At 44.1% G+C, this 20,977-nt stretch carries 19 protein-coding genes; 12 read left to right on the forward strand and 7 right to left on the reverse strand.

Going from position 1 to position 20,977, the window contains the following annotated elements; all coding sequences use genetic code 11:
* Positions 1 to 93: 93 nt before the first annotated feature.
* Genes oppB through oppF form a run of 4 tightly spaced genes read left to right on the forward strand, consistent with a single transcriptional unit; the run spans position 94 to position 3,913 of the window.
* A complete protein-coding gene (gene oppB, locus Q4592_RS18865; RefSeq protein WP_303516098.1) occupies positions 94 to 1,014 on the forward strand; it encodes an oligopeptide ABC transporter permease OppB in 921 nt (306 codons plus the stop codon).
* Positions 1,015 to 1,023: 9 nt separating this feature from the next.
* Positions 1,024 to 1,932, forward strand: coding sequence for an oligopeptide ABC transporter permease OppC (gene oppC / locus Q4592_RS18870; RefSeq protein ID WP_137672663.1), 909 nt, complete (start codon positions 1,024 to 1,026; stop codon positions 1,930 to 1,932).
* A 15-nt stretch (positions 1,933 to 1,947) separates the two neighbouring features.
* The gene (locus tag Q4592_RS18875; protein ID WP_303516102.1) at positions 1,948 to 2,922 is read left to right on the forward strand and encodes an ABC transporter ATP-binding protein; all 975 of its coding nucleotides are present in this window, start codon (positions 1,948 to 1,950) and stop codon (positions 2,920 to 2,922) included.
* 1 nt (position 2,923) lies between these two features.
* On the forward strand, positions 2,924 to 3,913 hold the full coding sequence (gene oppF, locus Q4592_RS18880; RefSeq protein WP_137672665.1) for a murein tripeptide/oligopeptide ABC transporter ATP binding protein OppF: 990 nt from the start codon (positions 2,924 to 2,926) through the stop codon (positions 3,911 to 3,913).
* Between the two features lie 76 nt (positions 3,914 to 3,989).
* Here the strand turns inward: oppF and Q4592_RS18885 are convergent, their stop codons facing one another.
* Positions 3,990 to 4,946, reverse strand: coding sequence for a 3'(2'),5'-bisphosphate nucleotidase CysQ (locus Q4592_RS18885; RefSeq protein WP_303516107.1), 957 nt, complete (start codon positions 4,944 to 4,946; stop codon positions 3,990 to 3,992).
* Entirely contained in the window at positions 4,946 to 5,929 is a 984-nt protein-coding gene (locus Q4592_RS18890) for a phosphotransferase (RefSeq protein WP_303516109.1), read from the reverse strand. Before Q4592_RS18890 ends, Q4592_RS18885 begins: the two co-directional genes overlap by 1 nt.
* Positions 5,930 to 6,210: 281 nt before the next feature.
* Here Q4592_RS18890 and Q4592_RS18895 point away from each other — a divergent pair, with 281 nt between their 5' ends.
* Together Q4592_RS18895 and Q4592_RS18900 are read left to right on the forward strand one after the other, a co-directional pair.
* The gene (locus Q4592_RS18895; RefSeq protein ID WP_303516111.1) at positions 6,211 to 9,411 is read left to right on the forward strand and encodes a diguanylate cyclase; all 3,201 of its coding nucleotides are present in this window, start codon (positions 6,211 to 6,213) and stop codon (positions 9,409 to 9,411) included.
* A 130-nt stretch (positions 9,412 to 9,541) separates the two neighbouring features.
* Complete coding sequence (locus Q4592_RS18900; protein ID WP_303516114.1) at positions 9,542 to 10,552, forward strand: MBL fold metallo-hydrolase; 1,011 nt, start codon at positions 9,542 to 9,544, stop codon at positions 10,550 to 10,552.
* 49 nt (positions 10,553 to 10,601) lie between these two features.
* Here the strand turns inward: Q4592_RS18900 and Q4592_RS18905 are convergent, their stop codons facing one another.
* The gene (locus tag Q4592_RS18905) at positions 10,602 to 11,945 is read right to left on the reverse strand and encodes a cellulase family glycosylhydrolase (RefSeq protein WP_303516117.1); all 1,344 of its coding nucleotides are present in this window, start codon (positions 11,943 to 11,945) and stop codon (positions 10,602 to 10,604) included.
* Positions 11,946 to 12,015: 70 nt separating this feature from the next.
* Positions 12,016 to 13,395: a glycosyl hydrolase family 8 gene (locus tag Q4592_RS18910; protein ID WP_303516119.1), complete on the reverse strand. Its 1,380-nt coding sequence runs from the start codon at positions 13,393 to 13,395 to the stop codon at positions 12,016 to 12,018.
* A 404-nt stretch (positions 13,396 to 13,799) separates the two neighbouring features.
* Here Q4592_RS18910 and Q4592_RS18915 point away from each other — a divergent pair, with 404 nt between their 5' ends.
* The 3 genes from Q4592_RS18915 to Q4592_RS18925 all read left to right on the forward strand — a co-directional run bounded on the left by Q4592_RS18915 (position 13,800) and on the right by Q4592_RS18925 (position 15,695).
* A complete protein-coding gene (locus Q4592_RS18915; protein ID WP_303516122.1) occupies positions 13,800 to 14,675 on the forward strand; it encodes a WYL domain-containing protein in 876 nt (291 codons plus the stop codon).
* Between the two features lie 10 nt (positions 14,676 to 14,685).
* Complete coding sequence (locus tag Q4592_RS18920) at positions 14,686 to 14,904, forward strand: DUF6500 family protein (protein WP_303516124.1); 219 nt, start codon at positions 14,686 to 14,688, stop codon at positions 14,902 to 14,904.
* Between the two features lie 128 nt (positions 14,905 to 15,032).
* Positions 15,033 to 15,695 (forward strand): cation transporter, encoded by a 663-nt coding sequence (locus Q4592_RS18925; RefSeq protein ID WP_303516126.1) that lies wholly within the window; start codon positions 15,033 to 15,035, stop codon positions 15,693 to 15,695.
* 51 nt (positions 15,696 to 15,746) lie between these two features.
* Here Q4592_RS18925 and Q4592_RS18930 read toward each other — a convergent pair whose 3' ends face one another.
* Positions 15,747 to 16,124, reverse strand: a complete 378-nt coding sequence (locus Q4592_RS18930; protein WP_137672675.1) for a hypothetical protein — start codon at positions 16,122 to 16,124, stop codon at positions 15,747 to 15,749.
* A gap of 438 nt (positions 16,125 to 16,562) precedes the next feature.
* Positions 16,563 to 17,453 (reverse strand): NAD(P)-dependent oxidoreductase, encoded by an 891-nt coding sequence (locus Q4592_RS18935; protein WP_303516131.1) that lies wholly within the window; start codon positions 17,451 to 17,453, stop codon positions 16,563 to 16,565.
* A gap of 320 nt (positions 17,454 to 17,773) precedes the next feature.
* Here Q4592_RS18935 and Q4592_RS18940 point away from each other — a divergent pair, with 320 nt between their 5' ends.
* Positions 17,774 to 18,253 carry a pyrimidine dimer DNA glycosylase/endonuclease V gene (locus tag Q4592_RS18940; RefSeq protein ID WP_303516133.1) on the forward strand — a complete coding sequence of 160 codons (480 nt, stop codon included), beginning with the start codon at positions 17,774 to 17,776 and terminating at the stop codon, positions 18,251 to 18,253.
* A gap of 140 nt (positions 18,254 to 18,393) precedes the next feature.
* A complete protein-coding gene (locus tag Q4592_RS18945) occupies positions 18,394 to 19,758 on the forward strand; it encodes a PLP-dependent aminotransferase family protein (protein WP_303516136.1) in 1,365 nt (454 codons plus the stop codon).
* Position 19,759: 1 nt separating this feature from the next.
* Here the strand turns inward: Q4592_RS18945 and Q4592_RS18950 are convergent, their stop codons facing one another.
* Complete coding sequence (locus tag Q4592_RS18950) at positions 19,760 to 20,122, reverse strand: helix-turn-helix domain-containing protein (protein WP_137672679.1); 363 nt, start codon at positions 20,120 to 20,122, stop codon at positions 19,760 to 19,762.
* Positions 20,123 to 20,278: 156 nt separating this feature from the next.
* On the opposite strand from Q4592_RS18950, the gene Q4592_RS18955 reads away from it, so the two are divergent.
* Positions 20,279 to 20,959: a glutathione S-transferase family protein gene (locus Q4592_RS18955; RefSeq protein WP_303516138.1), complete on the forward strand. Its 681-nt coding sequence runs from the start codon at positions 20,279 to 20,281 to the stop codon at positions 20,957 to 20,959.
* Positions 20,960 to 20,977 lie beyond the last annotated feature (18 nt).

Raw genomic sequence — 20,977 nt, forward strand, 5'->3', positions numbered from 1 at the left:
GTTGAATAAGGCACCTTGCTTATCAGGGTGCCTTATTTTGTTGTTAGCTAGGTAATAGTGCGCAACGAAAATAAATAAAAGCTGGATACTTGTATGATTAAGTTCATCTTAAAACGAATGTTAGAAGCAATCCCCACTTTGCTGGTATTGATTACTATCACCTTTTTCATGATGCGTTTTGCCCCAGGAAGCCCTTTCTCTGGTGAGCGCTCACTACCGCCTGAAGTCCTCGCCAACATCGAGGCGAAATACGGTTTAGATAAACCAGTTCTGGAGCAATACTTCTCCTATTTAGGCAGTTTGGCTCAAGGCGACCTTGGCCCTTCATTTAAATATAAAGACTACACCGTGAATGAGTTAGTGGCGCAAGCCCTACCGGTGTCTGCCAAAATTGGCTCTATTGCCTTTATATTCACAGTATTAATGGGTGTGTCTGTTGGCACGCTAGCGGCACTTAAACAAAATACTTGGATGGACTTTAGCATTATGTCCACGGCAATGGCCGGGGTGGTGATGCCCTCCTTTGTATTAGCGCCTAGCTTGGTGTATGTCTTCGCCATTAAGCTGCAATGGCTCCCCGCCGGCGGGTGGAATGGGGGGCAACTGCAGTACATCATATTGCCGATGCTTGGCATGTCTTTACTCTACGTTGCGTCTTTTGCGCGGATTATGCGTGGTAGCATGATTGAAGTATTAAGCTCCAATTTTATCCGTACCGCTAAAGCTAAAGGCCTGCCTTATCGCCATATCATATTGCGCCATGCTTTACGTCCTGCACTGCTGCCAGTGGTGTCGTACATGGGGCCAGCGTTTGTCGGTATTATTACTGGCTCAGTAGTAATTGAAACCATTTTTGGTTTACCGGGCTTTGGTAAGTTGTTTGTAAATGGCGCGCTTAACCGAGATTACTCTTTAGTATTGGGTTTAACCATTCTGATTGGTAGTTTCACTATTATTTTCAATGCGATTGTCGACATTTTATATGCCTTCATCGATCCGAAAATTCGCTACTAGGAGGCTGCTATGTTAGATAATAAACAGAACAGCGAAGCGCTTAGCGAGTTCGCCGATAAGTTGGAAATTGAAGGTCGCAGCCTGTGGCAAGACGCCCGCATGCGCTTTATGCGCAATCGCGCGGCGATGGTGAGTTTGGGCATCTTAGTATTTATTACCTTGTTAGTGGCATTTGGCTCGCACCTTAGTGAGTTTGCTTTTGATGATACTGACTGGGGCGCTATGCATCATGCACCGTCTATCGAGAGTGGCCATTATTTTGGCACCGATTCTTTAGGTAGAGACATGTTTGTACGTACCTTATTAGGTGGTCAAATATCGTTACTTGTTGGTGTAATGGGGGCATTTGTAGCGGTGCTTATTGGCACCTTGTATGGCGCCACCTCTGGCTTTTTGGGTGGCACAGTAGACCGAGTCATGATGCGCTTGCTAGAGATCCTTTATGGCATTCCATTCATGTTCTTTGTGATTTTATTGGTAACCTTTTTTGGCCGTAACATCTTCTTGGTATTTGTGGCGATTGGTGCAGTATCGTGGTTAGACATGGCGCGTATTGTTCGTGGCCAAACCTTAAGTCTTAAAAACAAAGAGTTTATTGAAGCCGCCGAAGTATGTGGTGTATCAAAATGGAAGATCATTACTCGCCATATTGTGCCAAACGTATTAGGCATCGTGGCAGTGTACGCCACTTTACTGGTGCCGCAAATGATTCTTACAGAGTCATTCTTAAGCTTTTTAGGTTTAGGTGTACAAGAGCCAATGACATCTTGGGGCGCACTACTACAAGATGGCTCGCAGACCATGGAAATTGCCATTTGGCAATTGCTGTATCCAGCGGCATTTATGGTTGTCACACTATTCAGTTTTAACTATGTAGGCGACGGTTTACGTGATGCCTTAGATCCGAAAGATCGGTAAGGCAAGGGTATAACAATGAGTTTATTAGACGTTAAAGACCTTCGCGTGGAGTTTTCAACTCCTGAAGGCAGTGTTACAGCAGTGAATGATTTAACCTTTTCACTAGAAGCCGGACAAACTTTAGGCATTGTGGGTGAGTCAGGTTCTGGTAAAAGCCAAACCGCTTTTGCCTTAATGGGACTACTGGCGAAAAACGGCGTCATTTCTGGCGAAGCGCTATTTAATGGTCAGCAAGTGCTTAACTTGCCTGAACAGCAGTTAAACGCTATTCGTGCCGAGAAAATCTCGATGATTTTCCAAGACCCAATGACTTCGCTCAACCCTTATATGAAAGTAGGTGAACAGCTTAAAGAAGTATTGCGTTTGCACAAAGGCATGAGTAATCGTGAAGCCCATGTAGAAGCAGTGCGCATGCTAGATGCGGTGAAAATGCCAGAAGCTGAAAAGCGTATGGCGATGTATCCACATGAGTTTTCTGGCGGTATGCGCCAGCGCGTAATGATTGCGATGGCCTTACTATGTAAACCACAATTATTGATTGCCGATGAGCCTACCACTGCCTTGGATGTTACCGTTCAAGCGCAAATAATGACTTTGTTAAACGAGCTAAAAAGTGAGTTTAATACGGCGATTATTATGATTACTCACGACTTAGGTGTTGTGGCGGGTATTTGTGACAAAGTGCTGGTGATGTACGCTGGGCGAACCATGGAATATGGGAGCGCTAAAGACGTATTCTATCGACCAAGCCACCCCTATACCGAAGGCCTGTTAAAAGCGATTCCACGCTTGGATACCGAAGGCGAAATACTGCCAACAATTCCGGGCAATCCACCTAACTTGTTAAAGCTTCCGCAGGGCTGTCCATTCCAGGAGCGTTGCCACAGAGTAAGCGATCACTGTCGTCAGCATACGCCTGAACTAAGCACTTTTGGCGATCAGCGTCAGCGAGCTTGCCATGATGATTTCCACTTAAGCGGAGGCCAATAATATGAGTGATAAAGCCTTATTGCTGGACGTCGTGGATTTAAAAGTCTATTTCAAAATTAAGAACAACAAAGGTTTACCTTGGGCGCCAGCTGCTACTTTAAAAGCGGTAGACGGTGTATCACTAAAACTCTATCAAGGTGAAACCTTGGGTGTGGTTGGTGAGTCTGGCTGTGGTAAATCTACCTTTGCGCGTGCGGTGATTGGCTTAGTGCCAGCCGAAGCGGGTAAGGTGGTTTGGTTAGGCCAAGACTTAACTAAATTGCCCCATAAAGAACTACGTGAGAAACGTAAAGAGATTCAGATGATCTTCCAAGATCCGCTGGCCTCGTTAAACCCACGCATGACCGTTGGCGATATTATTGCCGAGCCTTTACAAACCTTTTACCCCAAGCTGAGCAAGGCAGAAGTTAAGCAGCAGGTAAAAGAGATGATGACCAAAGTAGGTTTACTGCCTAACGTTATTAACCGTTATCCGCATGAATTCTCTGGTGGTCAGTGTCAACGTATTGGTATTGCACGGGCGCTAATCTTAAAACCTAAGATGATTATTTGTGATGAACCAGTCTCTGCCTTAGATGTATCGATTCAAGCACAGGTGGTTAACTTACTTAAAGAGTTACAGGCTGAAATGGGGCTTAGCCTTATTTTCATTGCTCATGATTTATCGGTAGTGAAGCACATTTCTGACCGAGTGTTGGTGATGTATTTGGGCAATGCGGTAGAGCTGGGCACATCAAAAGCACTTTTTGATAAACCTACGCATCCTTACACTAAGGCCTTGATGTCGGCAGTGCCAATTCCTGATCCTGATTTGGAACGTAACAAAACCATTGATTTGCTAGAAGGCGATTTACCGTCGCCAATTAGCCCGCCATCGGGTTGTGTATTCCGCACTCGCTGTCCAATTGCTACCGAGCAGTGTGCTCAGTTAAAACCGCAGTTGGAAGGTACTAGCGATCACTCAGTGAGCTGTATTCATACTGCAGTGTAAGCCTTAGTCGGTAATAAAAAGCCAGACACTTGTCTGGCTTTTTTTGTTGCTTAGCTTTCGCTTGGTCACTTTGACCTTAGATATCACTAAACTGTTGATTTAGCTTTAAAGCTAAAATCTGTTCGGCTATATCTTGGGAGCTGGCATACAACACGCCTTGCTGATTCATAAAGCTAGAACCTGAGTTATTTAGCGCTAGGGTTTGGCCCATACTGTCACTTACCCACGCACCTCTTCCCCTTGCAATAGCAGCGGTAGCGGCAAAATCCCAAATGCTGCCACCGCCTTCGTTGCGCTTAGCCAATTTCAAGTAAAAGGCATCATTGCTGTCCATTACTGAGCAAGCGTTTACTACCGCGCCAGCCTGATGATTTATTACTAGCTCCTGATAGCCTAAACGATTTGCTAAGGCGCTTAGCTGCTGCTTTAGCGGGCTAAAGTAGGTTTCTTTCAAGCTACTTCTATCACAGTAAAATACTAAGGCTTGGCTGGTATTAGCAGTGCTAAGGCTAAACGTTTGCTGCTGTTTAATGCTTCGGTATTGATGGGTGTTCACGTCAAAGTAGCTGTGATACAAAACTTTGGAGAAGGGAAGGTATACCACTCCAATCAATGGCTGACCTTGCTTGTTTATAAGGGCGATAGACACCGCGCAACCATTACCGCCTTCAATAAAGGGTAGGGTGCCATCAAGAGGGTCAATGGCCCAAAATGCTGGCTGAGTGAGCCTTGGGTGTTGGCTAAGACTGTGTTGCTGAGTATTTTCTTCAGCTAATACCGCCAGCTCAAATTGCTGAGTAGCCTGCTTCAAGTGTTCTAAAATCAATTGCTCACAGTGCACATCAACCTGAGTTACCACTTGCGCACTTAAACTTAGAGTAGAAGATTTGCGATCAACCTCTAGCGAGCTACGCGGGAAGGCGGCGATGTACTCTCCGGCTTGTTGTGCGGCTTCAATAGCGAGTTGCTTAAGCTGCTCAAGGTTCGCCGTGCTAAATGGGCAGGATATTGATGGATGATTAATGCTATTCACTAAGCTAAGGCCTTAAGCGCACGCTGGGTTTGTTGTTCGCTGTAACTATTGAGCTTCCAATGATCAGGGCTCCAGCCAAGCAGAAAACGCTGGAAGTCGGCCCAGGCGAAGGGATATAACGCGCGCCACTGACGTTCTAGTTCGGCAACGTTTACTAAGCTTATCTTATAGTGCGAAATAGCCTGCTTAAGCTGGTGGAAGTAGATTTCAAGAAAATGGTCTTGTTGTTCAAAACATTGCTGTTCACTTAAACAGCTGCCCATAAACAAGGCTAAATCCTGAATACCACACCCTTTTCCCACGTATTGAAAATCTACCGCTGCTGCTTGATTCATTTCTTGGTTAAAGCAAAAGTTAGCGAGTTTGGCATCACCGTGAATCAAACAATGGTAGTCACTGTTTTGTAGTTGTTGGTCGATGACCGTCGCTGCTTGCTTGAGTGGACTATCTTCCATGGCGGCGAGTTCGTCTGGGCGGGTAGCTAAATGCCAGTAGCTACCTTGCTGCCAAAGTTGTGCTGCTGGGGCTTGTAAAAAACGCGCATGAAAGTAAGCCAGCCAACGCACACATACCAAGGCTTGTTCTGCGCTTACTTGTTGTTTTACTTGATTGAAACCGAGAGTATGTAAGTCTTCAAGAACCAGCCATTGTTGATTGTTATCTGCACTTAGGTCTAACAAGCTTGGAACGTAACAATTGTTATCACAGGCTGCTGCAAAGTGTTGATACCAAGCAAGTTCAACTTGATAAGAGCGAACTTTACGTTGGTGAGAGCCTTGAGTATTCCATCCGCGAGGGTGTTCTACTTGCTCTGGATAGCGAATATTTTTAACCACTAGGCTAGAGCGCAAACCCTGCTTAAAGTGCACTCTTAGTAATTCGCCATATCCGCCCCATAGTGACTGAATCAATTCGCTATGGTGAATCTGTTTGGCTTGGTTTATTTGGCAAAGTTTTGCTTGTTGTTGGGTACTTAAAGACATTAAAATAATTGTGATTCGAGTATCTAGATATAGTACGACATACGAGCACCTAAACACGAGTGTTGACTATCAAGTTTAATTTTTGTTGTTTACCCATGGGCTGTTTGATTCAGCGTTGGCGAGCTTAACACTAAATAAAGTTGACCAAGTTATCAGTTTTATTATCTAGCTGTATATATAGGCTTTTTCCCGAGCTTTATGTGACCATCTTGGCATCGATTATTGAGTAAATATCTTACTATAGCGAGTGTTCAAGTTTGCCTGGGAGGGCGATTTCAAGTATGCCCCAAGTAGACCATTTCTCTAAGCGATTGACCATTGACTGGCAATTAGCGCTGCAAAACAAAGCAAGTTTTAGCTTTTTCCAGTGTTCCGACCCTGAAAACTTAGCGCGTTGTGCTTCTGATTTTGCAGAGCAGCAAGCAGTGCCGATGTACATGATTACGCTCAACAATCTTAGTGCTTATTCGCCCTATAGTGCTTTGTTTGCCTTATTAACTGCTCGCTATGAATGCTCGCCATATACTGCCAAAGAATTATCGCAAAAAGTCACCGACTTTGTTCCTCTGCAGCAGAATATATGCGACATGTTAGAAGGCAAACCCTATTCCCGCAGTGAAATGGTCATCGTGGATGATTTGTACTTTGAGCAGCAATCTATTGAAAAAGCGATCCTTAAGTTAACCGAACTGTTGGTACTAGAGCCTTGTTTGGTAGTGCTTAGTGGTTGGCACTTTGCTTCTGCTTCGGCCATTCAGCTGGTTAAAGCTTTGGTTAATCAAAAACCTAACCTTCCGCTAATGGTATTGGTATCAATTGATACTCAATATGCCTTAGCCAATCGCCAAGACGATGAAGCGTGGGAAGGGTTTCTAGATTGGTTAGACGACACCACGCTGATTCACAAAGTACCTGCAAGCCAATCGCCTTTAAAAGCACGTTGGCAATATCGCGATTGTATAAAAAGTGCAGACGCCTTAGTGGCCGAAAATATTGCTTTTATGGCTTGGCCAGAAGCTGAAACGGCAGCGCGTTTAATGCTTGAAAGTAACGATTTAGACGATGCTACAAAAGCTAGCTTGCAGCTTCAGTTAGCTGAAGCTTTGCTTTATCAAGGCGAGTTGAATTCTGCGGTGACCGAATTAGAGTTGCTGCAAGTGTTTCAAGAAACCTTAGAGCCAGCGTTTAATAAGGTACATTTACTTAATTTGTTAAGTATTACCCTGGTGCAGCAGCAAAGCTTTGAAGAAGCGATGCAATGTTCAGAAGCAGCCTTAGAGTTGGCAGGCCAAGCGGCTGATGGGCACTTGTTAGCGCAATCTTTATTTGTGAATTTTTATGCTCACGATAAGTCATCTACACCTTTACAGTTACTTGAGTTTGAACATCTAGACAAAGTATTGAAACAATACAATATGGATTGTTCACGCCTGTATGCACTGCGTAACTACTACACGTATTTGCGGTTTTATGAAGAACTCGATTCAACTATTGCGCTAGATTTTACTCAGCAAGCACTGATACTGGCTCGCCGTATGGGGCACCGCCAAGGCATTGCCGCCAGCTATCACAGCAAAGGCATTATTTATTCTTATATTAGCCGTTACCACGCTACCTTTCGTTGTTTTGCAGTCAGTTCGCGTATTCGCGAAGAACTGGGTGAAGCCAGCGAACGGGTAAGAATGTATAACGGTACCGGTTACTTTAATACCCTGTTGGAAAAGTACCCAGAAGCACAGCAGCAATACCTAGCCGCCTATTCTATTGCTCGCCATACCGGTGATTATTCGGAATTAGTGGTTACCTTGTACAACTTTGCGTGGTTGTATTTTTGTACCCGAGATTACCAGCAAGCCTGTGATGTGTTAGAGCAGTTGGTGAGAATTTGTCGTATACGCCAAATGACTCACTTTCCTTTTCGTAACCTTTACGATGTCTTTAGTCTAAAAGGCTTTTGCCATACTAAATTAGGTGAGTTAGCGCGTGCCCAGCAGTGTTTAGAGCGCATGCAAGGTTTACCATTTAACCCGTCCAGTACTGGTGCCTTTTTAAGAGCATTATTGCAAGGCTCACTTGATGTTGTAGATGACCGACTCGATGAGGCTCAGCAAATCTTTGAAAAAGCGCCCGCCTTGTTAGGCGAAGTCGTGGATATGGACAGCCGCCTACTGCCGCAATGCAGTACGGAATTATTAGAAGTCTATAGCCGACAAGGTAACTGGGAAGCGTGCGATAAATTGCTGCAATCTAGTTTAGCTATGTGCGAATCCTTAGTCTTGCCGCGTTTCACCGAAATTTTTAAAGGTATAAAAAAGGTTATTGATAAACGTCATGCCTTTTATGCTAAAGACATTGAGAAGTTTCCGCTAAACGATGTTTCTTTAAACTTGCTCGATTTGGTGCGTAATGCCAAGCAAGATACTCAGTTACGGCAAGTACAGCAGCGGCTGCGCGAGATGCAGTTGATTAGCCGAATGCAATCATTGCCTGAGCGTTTTGAAAGCACCATGGATTTAGCCGTTGAGAGCTTAAAACTGGTGTGTGGCAACTTTACCGTGCAAGTCGGCATGATTCATCACTTTACTTCTGAAGGTTGGACAGAGTGGACTCATGTAGGAAAAGCGATTCCCGAAGAACAAGTACAACATTACTTAGCCCATATTGAAGATAACCATACTACCTGGATAAACAACAGTTTTAGCTCCAAAGGTGAAGATGGAAAACGGGCGACGTATAACTCATTAGCCTGTTTACCTATTTTTGTTGATGAGCACCTTTATGGCGCTTTAACGCTGTGCAACTTTAACAGTAACCGTTACTTCGATAGACAAGATCAAGACACTTTAAATCTTATTAGTCGCCAGTTAGGCAGCCAATTACAGCAACTAAAGCACCGCGAAAATTTGCTGAAAATGTCGACCACAGACTCGCTTACGGGCTTATTTAATCGCCAAGCTTTGTTGGCACGATTAGACCAAGAATTGGTGATGTTTGAGCAGCAAAATGGCACGTATCATTGTTCGTTAGCTTATATCGATTTGGACAATTTTAAGATCGTTAACGACTTGCTTGGCCATGATGTCGGCGACAAAGTGCTTAGCGCGTTTGCCGATTTATTAGTACAAACCATGCGTGCTGGAGACATTATTGCACGCTGGGGCGGCGACGAATTTGTGGTGGTGTTTCCTAGTGCAAATCATGCTCAAGCAAAACTTACCGCAGAGCGATTACTCACTAATTTACAGAACCGAAATCACTTTAAGAATGAATTAAGTGCTTGGGCTGATAAACCAGAGTTAGTGACCGAACTGCCAGATTTAAGCTGCTCAATTGGTATCACCGATTGCGGTGGAGTAGAGCATGCCGACCTAAATGAAGATTGGCTGCTTAAACAAGCCGACCGCGCTTTATATCGCGCTAAAGCTGAAGGTAAAGGGCGCGTTAGCGTGATGAGTTTAAGCCATGAGTTTGTTTTAGATTAATTTTTTCTAGCTGTGAAGATTAAGCGTTAGCGGGTGGCTAGCGCTTTTTTTATTGCTCTGGTACTTGCCTTAAGCGCTATAGAACTTTTACAGTGGCAATATTATTGAGTGTAATTCCAAAGGATTGATAGTGGCGAAGTTGTTAACTGGGCTAGTTGTAGTGTTCACCGTAGGCCTGATTGTGGCGTGTAGTTCGTCGGATAAGGTGTATCAAAACAACCATATTCCTCCTATAGAGAAAAACCCTTTCAAGTTTTTGTATGTTCGCTATTTTGGCGAGCAAGTGTGGGCCGACCAAGCTGCCCAGGCCAGCGATATTCCGCGTCAAACGGTAGATATAGCGCTAATCAATAACCCGCAGCAAACCAATAAAATTACCTGGCTAGGCCACTCTAGTTTCTTGGTGCAGTTACCTAGTGTTACTTTTCTTACTGATCCCGTGTTTAGCGAACGCGTATCGCCAGTGAGTTTTGCTGGCCCTAAACGATTAGTCCCGCTTACCTTTAATCCGGAAGATTTGCCAAAGATTGATTTTGTGGTGATCTCACACAATCATTATGACCACCTAGATAAAATGGCAGTTAAAGCCTTAGGTAACTCTACCCATTATTTAGTTCCCGAGGGCCTAGGCGCGTGGTTTGAAAAAATGGGGGTAGATAGCGACAATATTAGTGAATTGGCTTGGTGGGATTCAGAACAGCGAGCAAATACCCAGATTACAGCTACGCCTAGCCAGCATTGGTCGGCACGTGGTTTGTTTGACCGCAATAAAAGCCATTGGGCCAGTTGGTTAATTGAAGTAGACAACAAGCGTTTGTGGTTTGCCGGAGATACTGGCTACAACCCTTACGACTTCAAAGAAATTGGCCAATGGGCGGGTGAGATAGATTTAGCTTTTATCCCTATTGGAGCCTATGCCCCTCGCGACTTTATGAAAGACCAGCACGTGAACGTGCCTGAGGCGATTAAGATTCACAATGATGTGCGCTCAAAACTGTCGATAGGCATGCATTGGGGCACTTACCCTTTAACTGCTGAGCCAGTGATGGAGCCTGCAGAGCAGTTAATAGAGCTGAGCGAACAAACCAAACAAGGTGAGTTTGTGAGTATGGCAATTGGTGAAACACTGCGATTAAAATAAGCACTAGTGACGAGAAATGATTCGTCACTAGTGCCAGTTCTTAAATTTGTTAGTTAGTGCTACCGAAACCTAAGCCACCATTACAATGCAGCCATTCGGTTTTGGTGCCACCGCCACATTGGCCGTTTGCCCAAGCACCTGTATTGTATGTTTGGTCTTCCGCTTGGCGGACTTGACCATTAATGCTTAGGTAGTCAATTTGTACATCACCACCATTTTGGTCGTTGGTGTACTCAATTAACATGTCACCTGACGATGAGGTATTAACGCTATAGTTTTGGTAACTACTGCTGAGTGACCAAGTTTGCACTGGTTGGTTATTGATGCGCAAGGTTATTGATTGACCACCGCTAGTACCGCGAGCTCTAACCACGACTGTATTGTCGCCATTTCCGCCGCCGTTATCACCACCACCGTTGTCACCGCCGCCATTGTCGCCACCGCCGTTGTTGCCTCCCCACCAGTAACCTTTTTGTTTAGCATCGGGAACCCATTTGTCACGGGTATTACCGAGATCAGATTCACCCCAACCACGCCAATCAATTGATGATTGTTGTAACTCTTCTAGGGCTTGGGCGTTTACATCATAACCATAGTAGCGCTTAACGTAGTTATGGCCTTCGCCTAAGTAATCCCACTCAGTACAAATAGTAGGGTAGTTGTTTAACAGGTCATTTAAGTGGGCAATTTCTTGGTTCATGTTGCCGTTAGGCGCACCATAAAAGTGAAAACCTACTGAGGTATTACTCCAATCAATCCATGAGTATTGATCAACGATACTTTTCATATTCAGCGCCATTGAATGGAACGAGAACATAATAATATGGCGTTGAGGCGCATCACGTCTTACTTGTTGGTAGACCTGACGCATTGGCTCCATAAAAGCAGATGACTTGTAATCTGCGTCATTCCAAGCTTGTTCATTGTTCAACTCATAATATACCAAGTCATTATCTTTATAGCGGCTTGCCACCTTACGCCAGAACTCAGCCATCATGCCAAAACCACGAGTGCGTTGAAATTCGCCTACGTGGTGGTAGTTAATGATGATATTGGTACCGGTTTTAGTCGCGTTGGCTACAGCGATATCTAGGTAGGGAATCACTTCATCTACCGACCAATTAGCCCCTGGCTTAGGCGTCCAGTTTGGATCCCAAGCAACAAAGGGGTCAACCCACGCCACTCGAACGGTGTTAAAACCTAAGTTTTTTACTTTCCTCCACGATTCAATATTGGTAGTGACAGTGCCGCTGGATTTTGCATAAGGTTTACCGAGGATCATCGGTGTCCCTCGCATTACTTGGCCATTTTTATCGGTTAATGTCGCGGCATTTAATCCGTATGCTAGGTTAGTAATTACAAGTAATAACAACACTCTTTTTAGCTTGTTCATTAGCTGTTCCATTTAGAGTTGCGGGTTAAGCAAGGGTTGTACGGCACAGCCAACCCTTGCAGGTTTGTTGTCAGTTCGCCGCAGGTTTATAGGTATTGCCGGTTAGAGTTAGCGCATACAGCGCTGATAAAGCCATGCCGTAGTAATCGTTGTTGGCATTTTCATAACCGTTAGCACCTATGTTCCACGGTAAACTGCCATTGAGGGTTTCGTTAACCCAATGGTTGGTGTAGTTGTTTGCGTTAGCGGGATACCAATCATAAAGCATGGCTGCAACGGCAAAGCCGCCAGAGAATGACCGTCCGTTGTACCCGGCGCTATTGCCAGTAGCTTGAGCGATATCGGCCTTAATACCTGATATGTCTCCGTTGTTGGAATCGTTGACAAGGTCATTGATTAAACGGCGTGTCCAGTTACGTGATTCGTCTGTGCCATACCAGGCGTAATCCATGGTCACTCGCCAAGGAATGCGAGACGCATCTGATCCGTAATTGGTACTGCGACCGGATACAGCGCTGCCGTCTAGCTTCATCCAATCAGCCACAAAAGTTTTGTCTCCGTTAGGGCCCGCTTTTTGTTTATCTAGCAACTTGGCATATAAATCACGTGCAGCTGAGTTCCAGCGATCGTTGGTATTGCGTACTTTGCTGTCTAATGCGGCCACTTCTGCAAAGAAGCGGAAAAAAGCAGGAATAGAGTAAGAGGCATCAATTTCGTCTTTGCAGGGATCAAAATTAGATTTTTGGTAAGGTTTTACAACCCAAGTACCACCATCGTCAGCACACCAATGCAACCAGTTGTCGTGTAGTTCGTTAACGATGTGAATGGCCTCAGCCCGGTAATCAATACCGGTACCACTCCATTTGTCTGCGGCAACAAATAAGGCCATCGCGATATCAACATCGCCATCGGTAGCAGGGCCGCCACCACCGGCACCAAAGCAGGTTTGGTTTTGACCCACAATGCCGTAACAAATTTGATTAGTTACTGGAGAGGCATTGTCCCATACCAACCAAGGCATTAAGGCAGCGTTGTTATCATCAATAGTTTTTTTGTAAAAACGGTACAGTTTATCGAAACGAGCTTTGTCGTTGCCATAGGCAGTAATCAGCATACCGTAGCCCATGCCTTCGGAGGCGGTAGCGTAAGCATCCTTACTTACGTTTCCGCTGCCATCACGCAATGCTCCCCCAGATCCCCATTTAACACGTGCTTTATCGCTACCAACATTCACGATGTAGTTGTCTACAAAACGATTGTAAATGGTGTTCAACTCAGAGGCGCTAATTGCGTTGTTATCGGGTAGCAAAATGCCACCCCAATATCCGGAGTTGGCTAAATTTTGCTTGCTAAGCGCTGCTTCTGCCGAAAAGCCGGTAGCACTTAGTAGTAACACTGAGCTAAACAGTGCGCAGCTAAAGAGTGGTCGCGTAGTTATAAAAGGCTTCATTTTATGTCCTTATGTTTTTTATTTTTGTATTTGTTAGCGTTAACATTTGTAGTTTATATTTTGTACATATTGAGTTGGGGGAGGCTAAGGCTTGGCGCTAAAATTATGTGACGTAGATGTGTGATGTAAAACAGGATTATTTTTTAAGTTTTTGATAATTAAATATAAATTGATTTCATGGGCATCGCCTTGTTTTGCGGCTTACGGCAGGTGTTTTGGTTAAAAATCAATTTGAGATGTAAAAAATAATGATCAATATTTGATATTTATAGTGCTATGGAAGTAACAAATTGCAGTTTTGTTTGCTGCCTATCAAAACTAAAATAAGTGCTAATCAAAATGATTGCCTGTCTAAAGCTCCCTTGTTAATATTTTTGCTTTCTAGGAATGTAGGGTGTTGATTAATGGAACTAAAAGACTTAAGTCATGGGCAACGCAGTCGCCTAGCGTTTATCGATTTTAGCTTAGAATATTTTGGTGAAGTAAGCCGAGCCGATTTGATTAGCCGTTTTCAAACTGGTCTTGCGGCTGCAACTAGAGATTTATCAAGCTACAAGCAGTTTGCGCCCAATAATGCGTTCCTTGATCACAAGGCGCGTCGCTATTTAAGACGTGATCAATTTAGTCCCTTGTTTTCCCATAATCCAGAAGCCATTTTAACGGGCTTATCTCATGGCTTTGGCGACGGCTTATCATTTCCACTAGAACCTAGTGATACCTGCTTTGACGCCGTACGTTTGGTGCATCCTAAAGCAGAGTTTATTGCGGCTATTATGCGCGCTATTCATCATCGTGTTCCCCTACAATGTTTGTATTTGTCTGTTTCATCGGGGGAATCTAGTCGAGAGATCGTTCCGCATAGCTTGGTTAATAATGGTCACCGTTGGCATGTACGTGCTTTTGACCGAGTGAGTGGCAGTTTTCGTGATTTTGTATGCACCCGCTTTACCCAGCTTGCTGTACTGGATCAGTCTATCGAGACCTTAGAAGCCCGTGAATACGATAAACAGTGGAATCACATTGTTGAGCTTGAGCTGATTGCTCACCCAAGTTTAGTGCACCCACAGGCCATTGAGCTGGACTACGCGATGCATAATGGCTTACTAACCTTAGAAGTAAGGGCTGCGTTAGCAGGTTATTTGCTGCGCCAATGGAATGTAGATTGTTCGACTGCACATAGCTTAAGTGGTGGTGAGTATCAGCTAGCCTTAAAAGACTGTTCAGTGCTTAAAGGTGTGGCTGGCTTGGCTATTGCGCCTGGTTGGACAGCTAGCGAATAAGGGGATCAAAATGCGCGACAGTCTTAAACAGCATATTGTGACAGTGTGCGATAAGAAAATGGCCAGCAAAGGGAGTGATGTAGGGCTGTCATTTTATGCGTTTTTCGCCAATAAAAATGATGATCCTGTTTTGCTAATGGAAGCCGCTAGCTGGTGGATAAGTACCCATCAGCTTAATCATTTTGAAAAAGCCCACAAAATTAAGGCCTTAGTTGAGTCCGAGCAGTAATTGCCAGGAAAAGCGTGCTATTGGCATTAGCGTGGTACTCTTGAATGTAGATTATTTACCCACTAGAATGGCGAACTTTTATTGTTTAATAGAAGGTTGTGTCGCTTAATTGCGCCATTGGTAGTTAAATGTTTGGTTCTGGTTGGTCCGAAAAAGCGCTGTTAAGCTTTTCTAGTTTCTCCTCTTTATTTTTTGCATTACTGGGTATCAGTTTAGGATTATGGGCTGGTTCTTTAGTGATTGTATTCGATGGTGCTTACTCCTTAGTCAGTTTAGCGCTCACCTTGGTATCACTAGGTTCCTTAGCGCTAAAGAAGCACCCTGTATTTGATGATAAACCCAACAAAGCACTGATGATTGAGCCTGCGGTTGTTGCTTTTAAAGGTTTAGCGATTAGCGTGATGTGTTTGGTGTCTTTTGCGACTGCTGTGTTGGCCATTATTCATGGCGGGCGTAACGTTGATACAGGATTGGCGTTAATCTTTGGCCTTATTAATGTGGTGGGGTGTGTCGCAACGTATTGGATTTTAAATAAAAGTGCTTCTCAGTCGGCGCTGTTAGATGCGGAAGCAAAACAATGGTTAATGGACAGTGTTATTAGCGCGTCGGTGTTAATGGGCTTTGGCATTGCGATTGTGCTAACTAAAACACGGTATGCAGAATTTGCGGTATATGCTGATCCGGTGATGGTTATACTGGCTTCAGCGTATTTTATTTGGGTGCCGTTAAAAATGACCTTGAGTGCCGTGAGGCAATTACAACAAATTAACCAAGTAGAACTCGGCTATTAGGCCATTATTGGCGCTAATCGAGGATTTGCGCCAATAAAAATGGGATGCGACTTACTCTGCGTAGCAGCTATCCCAATCGCCATAATTTGCATCACCAGCAAGAACTTGCAGTTCAACATCGCCTAGTACTTCAACGATAGTGGCATTTGCTTGTGCAACAACAGCTTCTAGCTCAGCTTGCTCAGTGAAGAAGTTGATTGCTACGTGGTATTGCTCGTTAAAGTAAGCAATAAACAAATCCCAACCTTGCTGCTGTTGAGTTGCGGCAAGTGCAGCGTCTACTTCGTCAAATTTCTCGATATCAGCAACAAATCTAATCTCTGCGCAGGTTTGTGCGAAAGGACCAATCGCTAACTTTTTCAAATGGCGTGGTTTGTGATGGCTTTTAGCTTCTGGTTTCGCTAAATCTGGAACGGCAATAAGAGTCATTATTGTTACCTAGTAAAGATGGAAATAGGGTAGCGTAATGGGCAATCAAAGTTGCCAACTACAATTGCACGCGAGCTTAGTCTAGCTCTAGGTATAGCGCAAGCTAAAGCTGAACAATCGGCTTTTCTTTAGCTCTCGAAGAATCTGTATAGTAATGCTTACAGCGAATCATGCTGGATCTAAGTGGCTTCTCTCAAGATGGGTTAGTATTACTAGTGTGCTAGCGAAGATGTTGTTGGTTTGAGCCACTGACGCTGCGCGAGGTATTGAAAACCTATTTAAACATGCAGGCAATAAACACTTCCCTTATTGTCGTCTTGTTAGGCTGAATGTTTCGCACTTTTCGCTTTATTTGAACTTCTATTTTATTTTATATATTCACGTTCTCGCGTGACTCCCACCTAAGGCCTGCGGCCTTAGGTTTTTTTTGAGCGCAACTTATCGTGCTTCTTGATCAAATTGTTTGATTAAGGCTGAGGTATCGGCACGTGAGAACCCACGTTGCTGCAATTTGGCATACTGTTCATCAACTTGTTTTGCCAATGGTAGCGGCACACCTAGCTTGTTAGCTTCATTAAAACAAATGGCTAAGTCTTTACGCATCCAGTCTATTGCAAAACCAAAATCAAACTGGTTGTTTGCCATGCTTTTCGCTCGATTGGTTAGTTGCCAGCTTCCAGCTGCGCCATGTTGCAATACCTCCACAACGGTATCAATGTCTAGGTCAGCCGCCTTCGCAAGCTGTAAAGCCTCAGACAAGCCCTGTAAAATACCACTGATACAAAGTTGATTGACCATTTTGCAGGTTTGTCCGTAGCCTGCAGAACCTACTAAGGTAACGGCTTTGGCATAACTGCCAAGTAAGCTCTCCACTTTATCTAGGGTGCTTTGCTCGCCACCCACCATGACTGTTAATGCGCCGTTTACTGCACCCGCTTCACCGCCAGATACCGGGGCGTCTAGAAATGCTAATTCATGTTGTTGAGCGGCACTATATAACTCACGAGCTAATTCAGCAGATGCGGTGGTGTGGTCGATTAAAATGCTGCCTGGTTTGGCGGCAGACATAATGCCATTTTCGCCAAGGCTAACTGTTCGTACGTCTTGGTCGTTGCCTACGCAGGTTATTATCACATCGGCTTGGGCGGCGGCTTCTGCTGGGGTAAAGGCTTGCGTGCCGGTGTATTGCTCTAACCAGCGTTTTGCTGTGGCATCGGTGCGGTTATACACCACCAACTTGTAGCCTTTGTCGCTTAAATGTCCAGCCATAGGAAAACCCATTGTTCCTAAGCCAATAAATGCAACAGTGGTTAGAGGTGCTTTACTCATCGTGTATTCCCTTTAAATGTTTAAGCAAGTGGTTAGCGGCAATCAGTAAAACGATGTTTACATTGAACTAGTTCAATGTAAATGCTTCACTGAACTTAGCGTAAGTTTTCGACAAATTGACTTGTTTTACTAGTGCAATGGCAAAGCGCACTGCTAGTTCAACATAGTGAGTTGTTGTGGCCATTTAAAGCGATAAAAAATGCACGCTGTTCTAATCGATTGAGCGCTTAGCTACGTAGTGATCTTATAACTTCAAATTATCGTCACTGGCACTGCTCAATAGAGCGGATGCAGCTTATACAATCCACATGAGAAATCTTATGAACATTTTTATTCTGGACCATGATATTAAACGCTGCGCGCAGTTTCACTGCGACCAACATGTGGTAAAAATGATTTTAGAAAGCGTTCAAATGTTGTGTACCGCTTTAAATAAAAAAGGATTTACTACGCCTTACAAATCTACTCACCTTAACCACCCTTGTGTGCTTTGGGTTGAGCAATCTTATGACAATTTTTTGTGGCTTAAGCAATTAACAATAGAACTAAACCGAGAGTACCGTTATCGCTATAACAAAGAGATCGACCATAAATCGATGGCGGTGTTGGAAAAGCTTACCGAGTTTCACTATAGCCAAAAGGGCCTGACTGAATTCGCTCAAGCTATGCCCCTTGAATATAAACAAACGGGGGATGCGGTAGAGGCTTATCGCCAGTTTTATTTGGCTGAGAAAATGTCGTTTGCAAAATGGACTAAGCGACCGATGCCAGCTTGGGTGAATCAAAAACTCGAGTTCTAGGTAGTTGTTTTGCTGTTTATTCAGTAAAACGATGCACAAATTAAAACCTGACTAGTTTGATACACTTGCATAGTATCTCGTAAGGTTTTTCGCTTCAGCCTTCGCCCTCATGCTATTTTTTATGGAATATCGATATCTCTATGCAAGCTTTGTTAGCGAGTTTTAACCCGCAAGCTCGTCCTTTATACTTGGAAATAGCCCGTTGTATTGAGAATGCAATATTAAAGGGACATTTAGCCTACCAAAACAAGTTACCTGCTCATCGTGTTTTAGCCAAAGAGATTGGCAGTAGCGCCGTTACGGTGCGCCAGGCTTATCAAGAATTAGAAAGCAAAGCCCTAATAAGTTCGGGAGTGGGGCAAGGCACTTTTGTTTCATTTAACGTAAACCTTAGCGACGGTATAAAAGGGCGAACTCGAAATGAGTTTAACCTTTCCTTGGTTACGCCATTAAATGGACCCTTATTGGCACCTTTACGTACCCAGCTTAAGGCCTTAGCTGGCGATGATTTGGCAGCATATTGTGATTACGAAGATGATGCCGGTAATCCAGAGCAACTAGCTATTTTGCACCAATGGTTACAAAGCCAAGGTATTGTGTGCGAGCAGAGCCAAGTAATAGTTTGTCACGGTGCGCAACATGCATTGTTAGTGGCGGTACTTGCCACTACCCAAGTGGGAGACCGAGTAGCGGTAGAGCGCTTATGTTATCCCGGAATTCTTTCGGTACTTCGACAAACGGGCCGTATACCAGTACCCATTGACTTAGATGAACAAGGTTTATTGGTTGAATCGTTAGAAAAACAACATCAACAGCAAGCTATTAGGGCCTTAGTATTGGTGGCTTCTTGTCAAAATCCAACAGCAAGTGTGATGCCAAACCAGCGGCGGCAAAAGTTGGCTGCGCTAGTTAATCGCTATGCTATTCAAGTGATTGATGACGATATTTATGGCTTTTTAGCGGACGACAACATCAAGCCTTTTTATTGTTTTGCGCCACAGCAAACGGTTTATTTAACCAGCTTGTCTAAGTGCGTCTCGCCTAGTTTGCGTTTAGGCTTATTGGTGGTACCCAAAAGTGAGCGTGATGACTATATAAACTTGGTGAGAACAACGGTATGGCTGCCTTCGCCTTTACTCATGCAATTGGCTTGTCAGCTAATAACAAGCGGGGCTGTGGCTCAAATTAGCCAGTGGCAAAAGCGCCAGGCCTTAGTCCGTCAGCGAGCTGCGAAACACATTTTTAGTGAGTTAGAGTTTGTGAATCAAGCGCTTGTTGAGCACTGTGCTTATCATCTTTGGCTTTACTTGCCACAAGGCTGGACCAGTAAAGCTTTTGTAGCGGTGATGCTAAAACACCGTATTCACCTTAGCGGTGAGCAACATTTTAGTGTTGAAGGCCAACAAAGACCCGCAGTGCGGATAAGCTTAATGGCCACTCAAGACATTGAACAATTAAAGCACGCACTTGGCTTGATCCGTGATGTATTACTGAGGCGTATTTAGCTCACTCGTGGGCTTTTTGATAGTCTTTTCCCCAAGCACATAATAAATCTAAGGCTGGGTTTAGTTGTTCGGCCAAAAACGTCGGGGTGTACTCCACTCTAGGCGGCACTTCGGCATACACTTTTCGTTCGATCAGTTTATCTTTTTCTAAATTACGCAGTTGCTGGGTTAGCGTTTTTTGAGTGATTTTAGGGATCTCTCTTTTCAACTCACCAAAGCGAAGCGTTTTCCCTCGTAGCTGATACAAGATAATCACTTTCCATTTTCCACCAATCACATCAATGGCAGTAGTCACCGGACATTCATGCATTGTCTCAGAAACTTCATATTTTTTTTCGTGGCTGGAAGCCGCTGAATCCAACATTAGGCACCTCTAGGAAACTAAATATCTAATTTGTGCGTACTTGTAGTTCGTCAAAACATTCTTATAGTTACCAAAAGATACTATGTTTCGTTTGGATACAGAAGTTGTATTTGGTAACCAGGTGAATATTTGTTTGTTACAACAAGGAAAAATATCATGCCCACCACCTACCGGCCCAATCAAAGTATTGAACTGATTAGTTTTAAGCTTTGCCCTTTTGTTCAACGTTCGGTGATTACCTTACTGCACAAAGGGATCGACTTCAAAATACAATATGTTGATTTGGCTAACAAACCTGACTGGTTTCTCGCACTGTCACCTTTAGGCAAGGTACCAGTATTGAAATACGGTGACCAAGTATTATTTGAGTCAGCAGTAATTAATGAGTTTCTAGATGAAATTACCGAAGGCTCGTTGATGCCAGCTGATCCTTTGCAAAAAGCCAAAGATCGAGGGTGGATTGAATTTGCTAGCCAAGTGTTAATGGCTCAGTACCAAACGTCGATGGCGAAAAATGAAGACGATTACCATTCAGCCTTAGCGGGCCTAAAAGACAAACTAAGCCGTTTAGAAAACCTTACCAGTGAAAACGCTTATTTTAATGGGGATGATTTAGCCTTAATCGATACCGCATTAGCTCCTCTATTCACCCGTTTCGCGGCCACGAAAACGCTATACGCTAAAGATTGGTTGGCCGATTTTCCTCGCTTAAGTGGATTAGGCGAGCGTTTGTTGGCCTTACCTGCGGTGCAGCGTTCAGTGGTCGACGACTTTAATCAATTGTACGCCGAATATTGGCTTAAAGCCGAAAGCCATTTGGCGCTAAGTAATAGATAAACCAGCCAAGCCATTTTG

The organism is Agarivorans sp. 1_MG-2023 (assembly GCF_030548385.1).
Taxonomy (GTDB): domain Bacteria; phylum Pseudomonadota; class Gammaproteobacteria; order Enterobacterales; family Celerinatantimonadaceae; genus Agarivorans.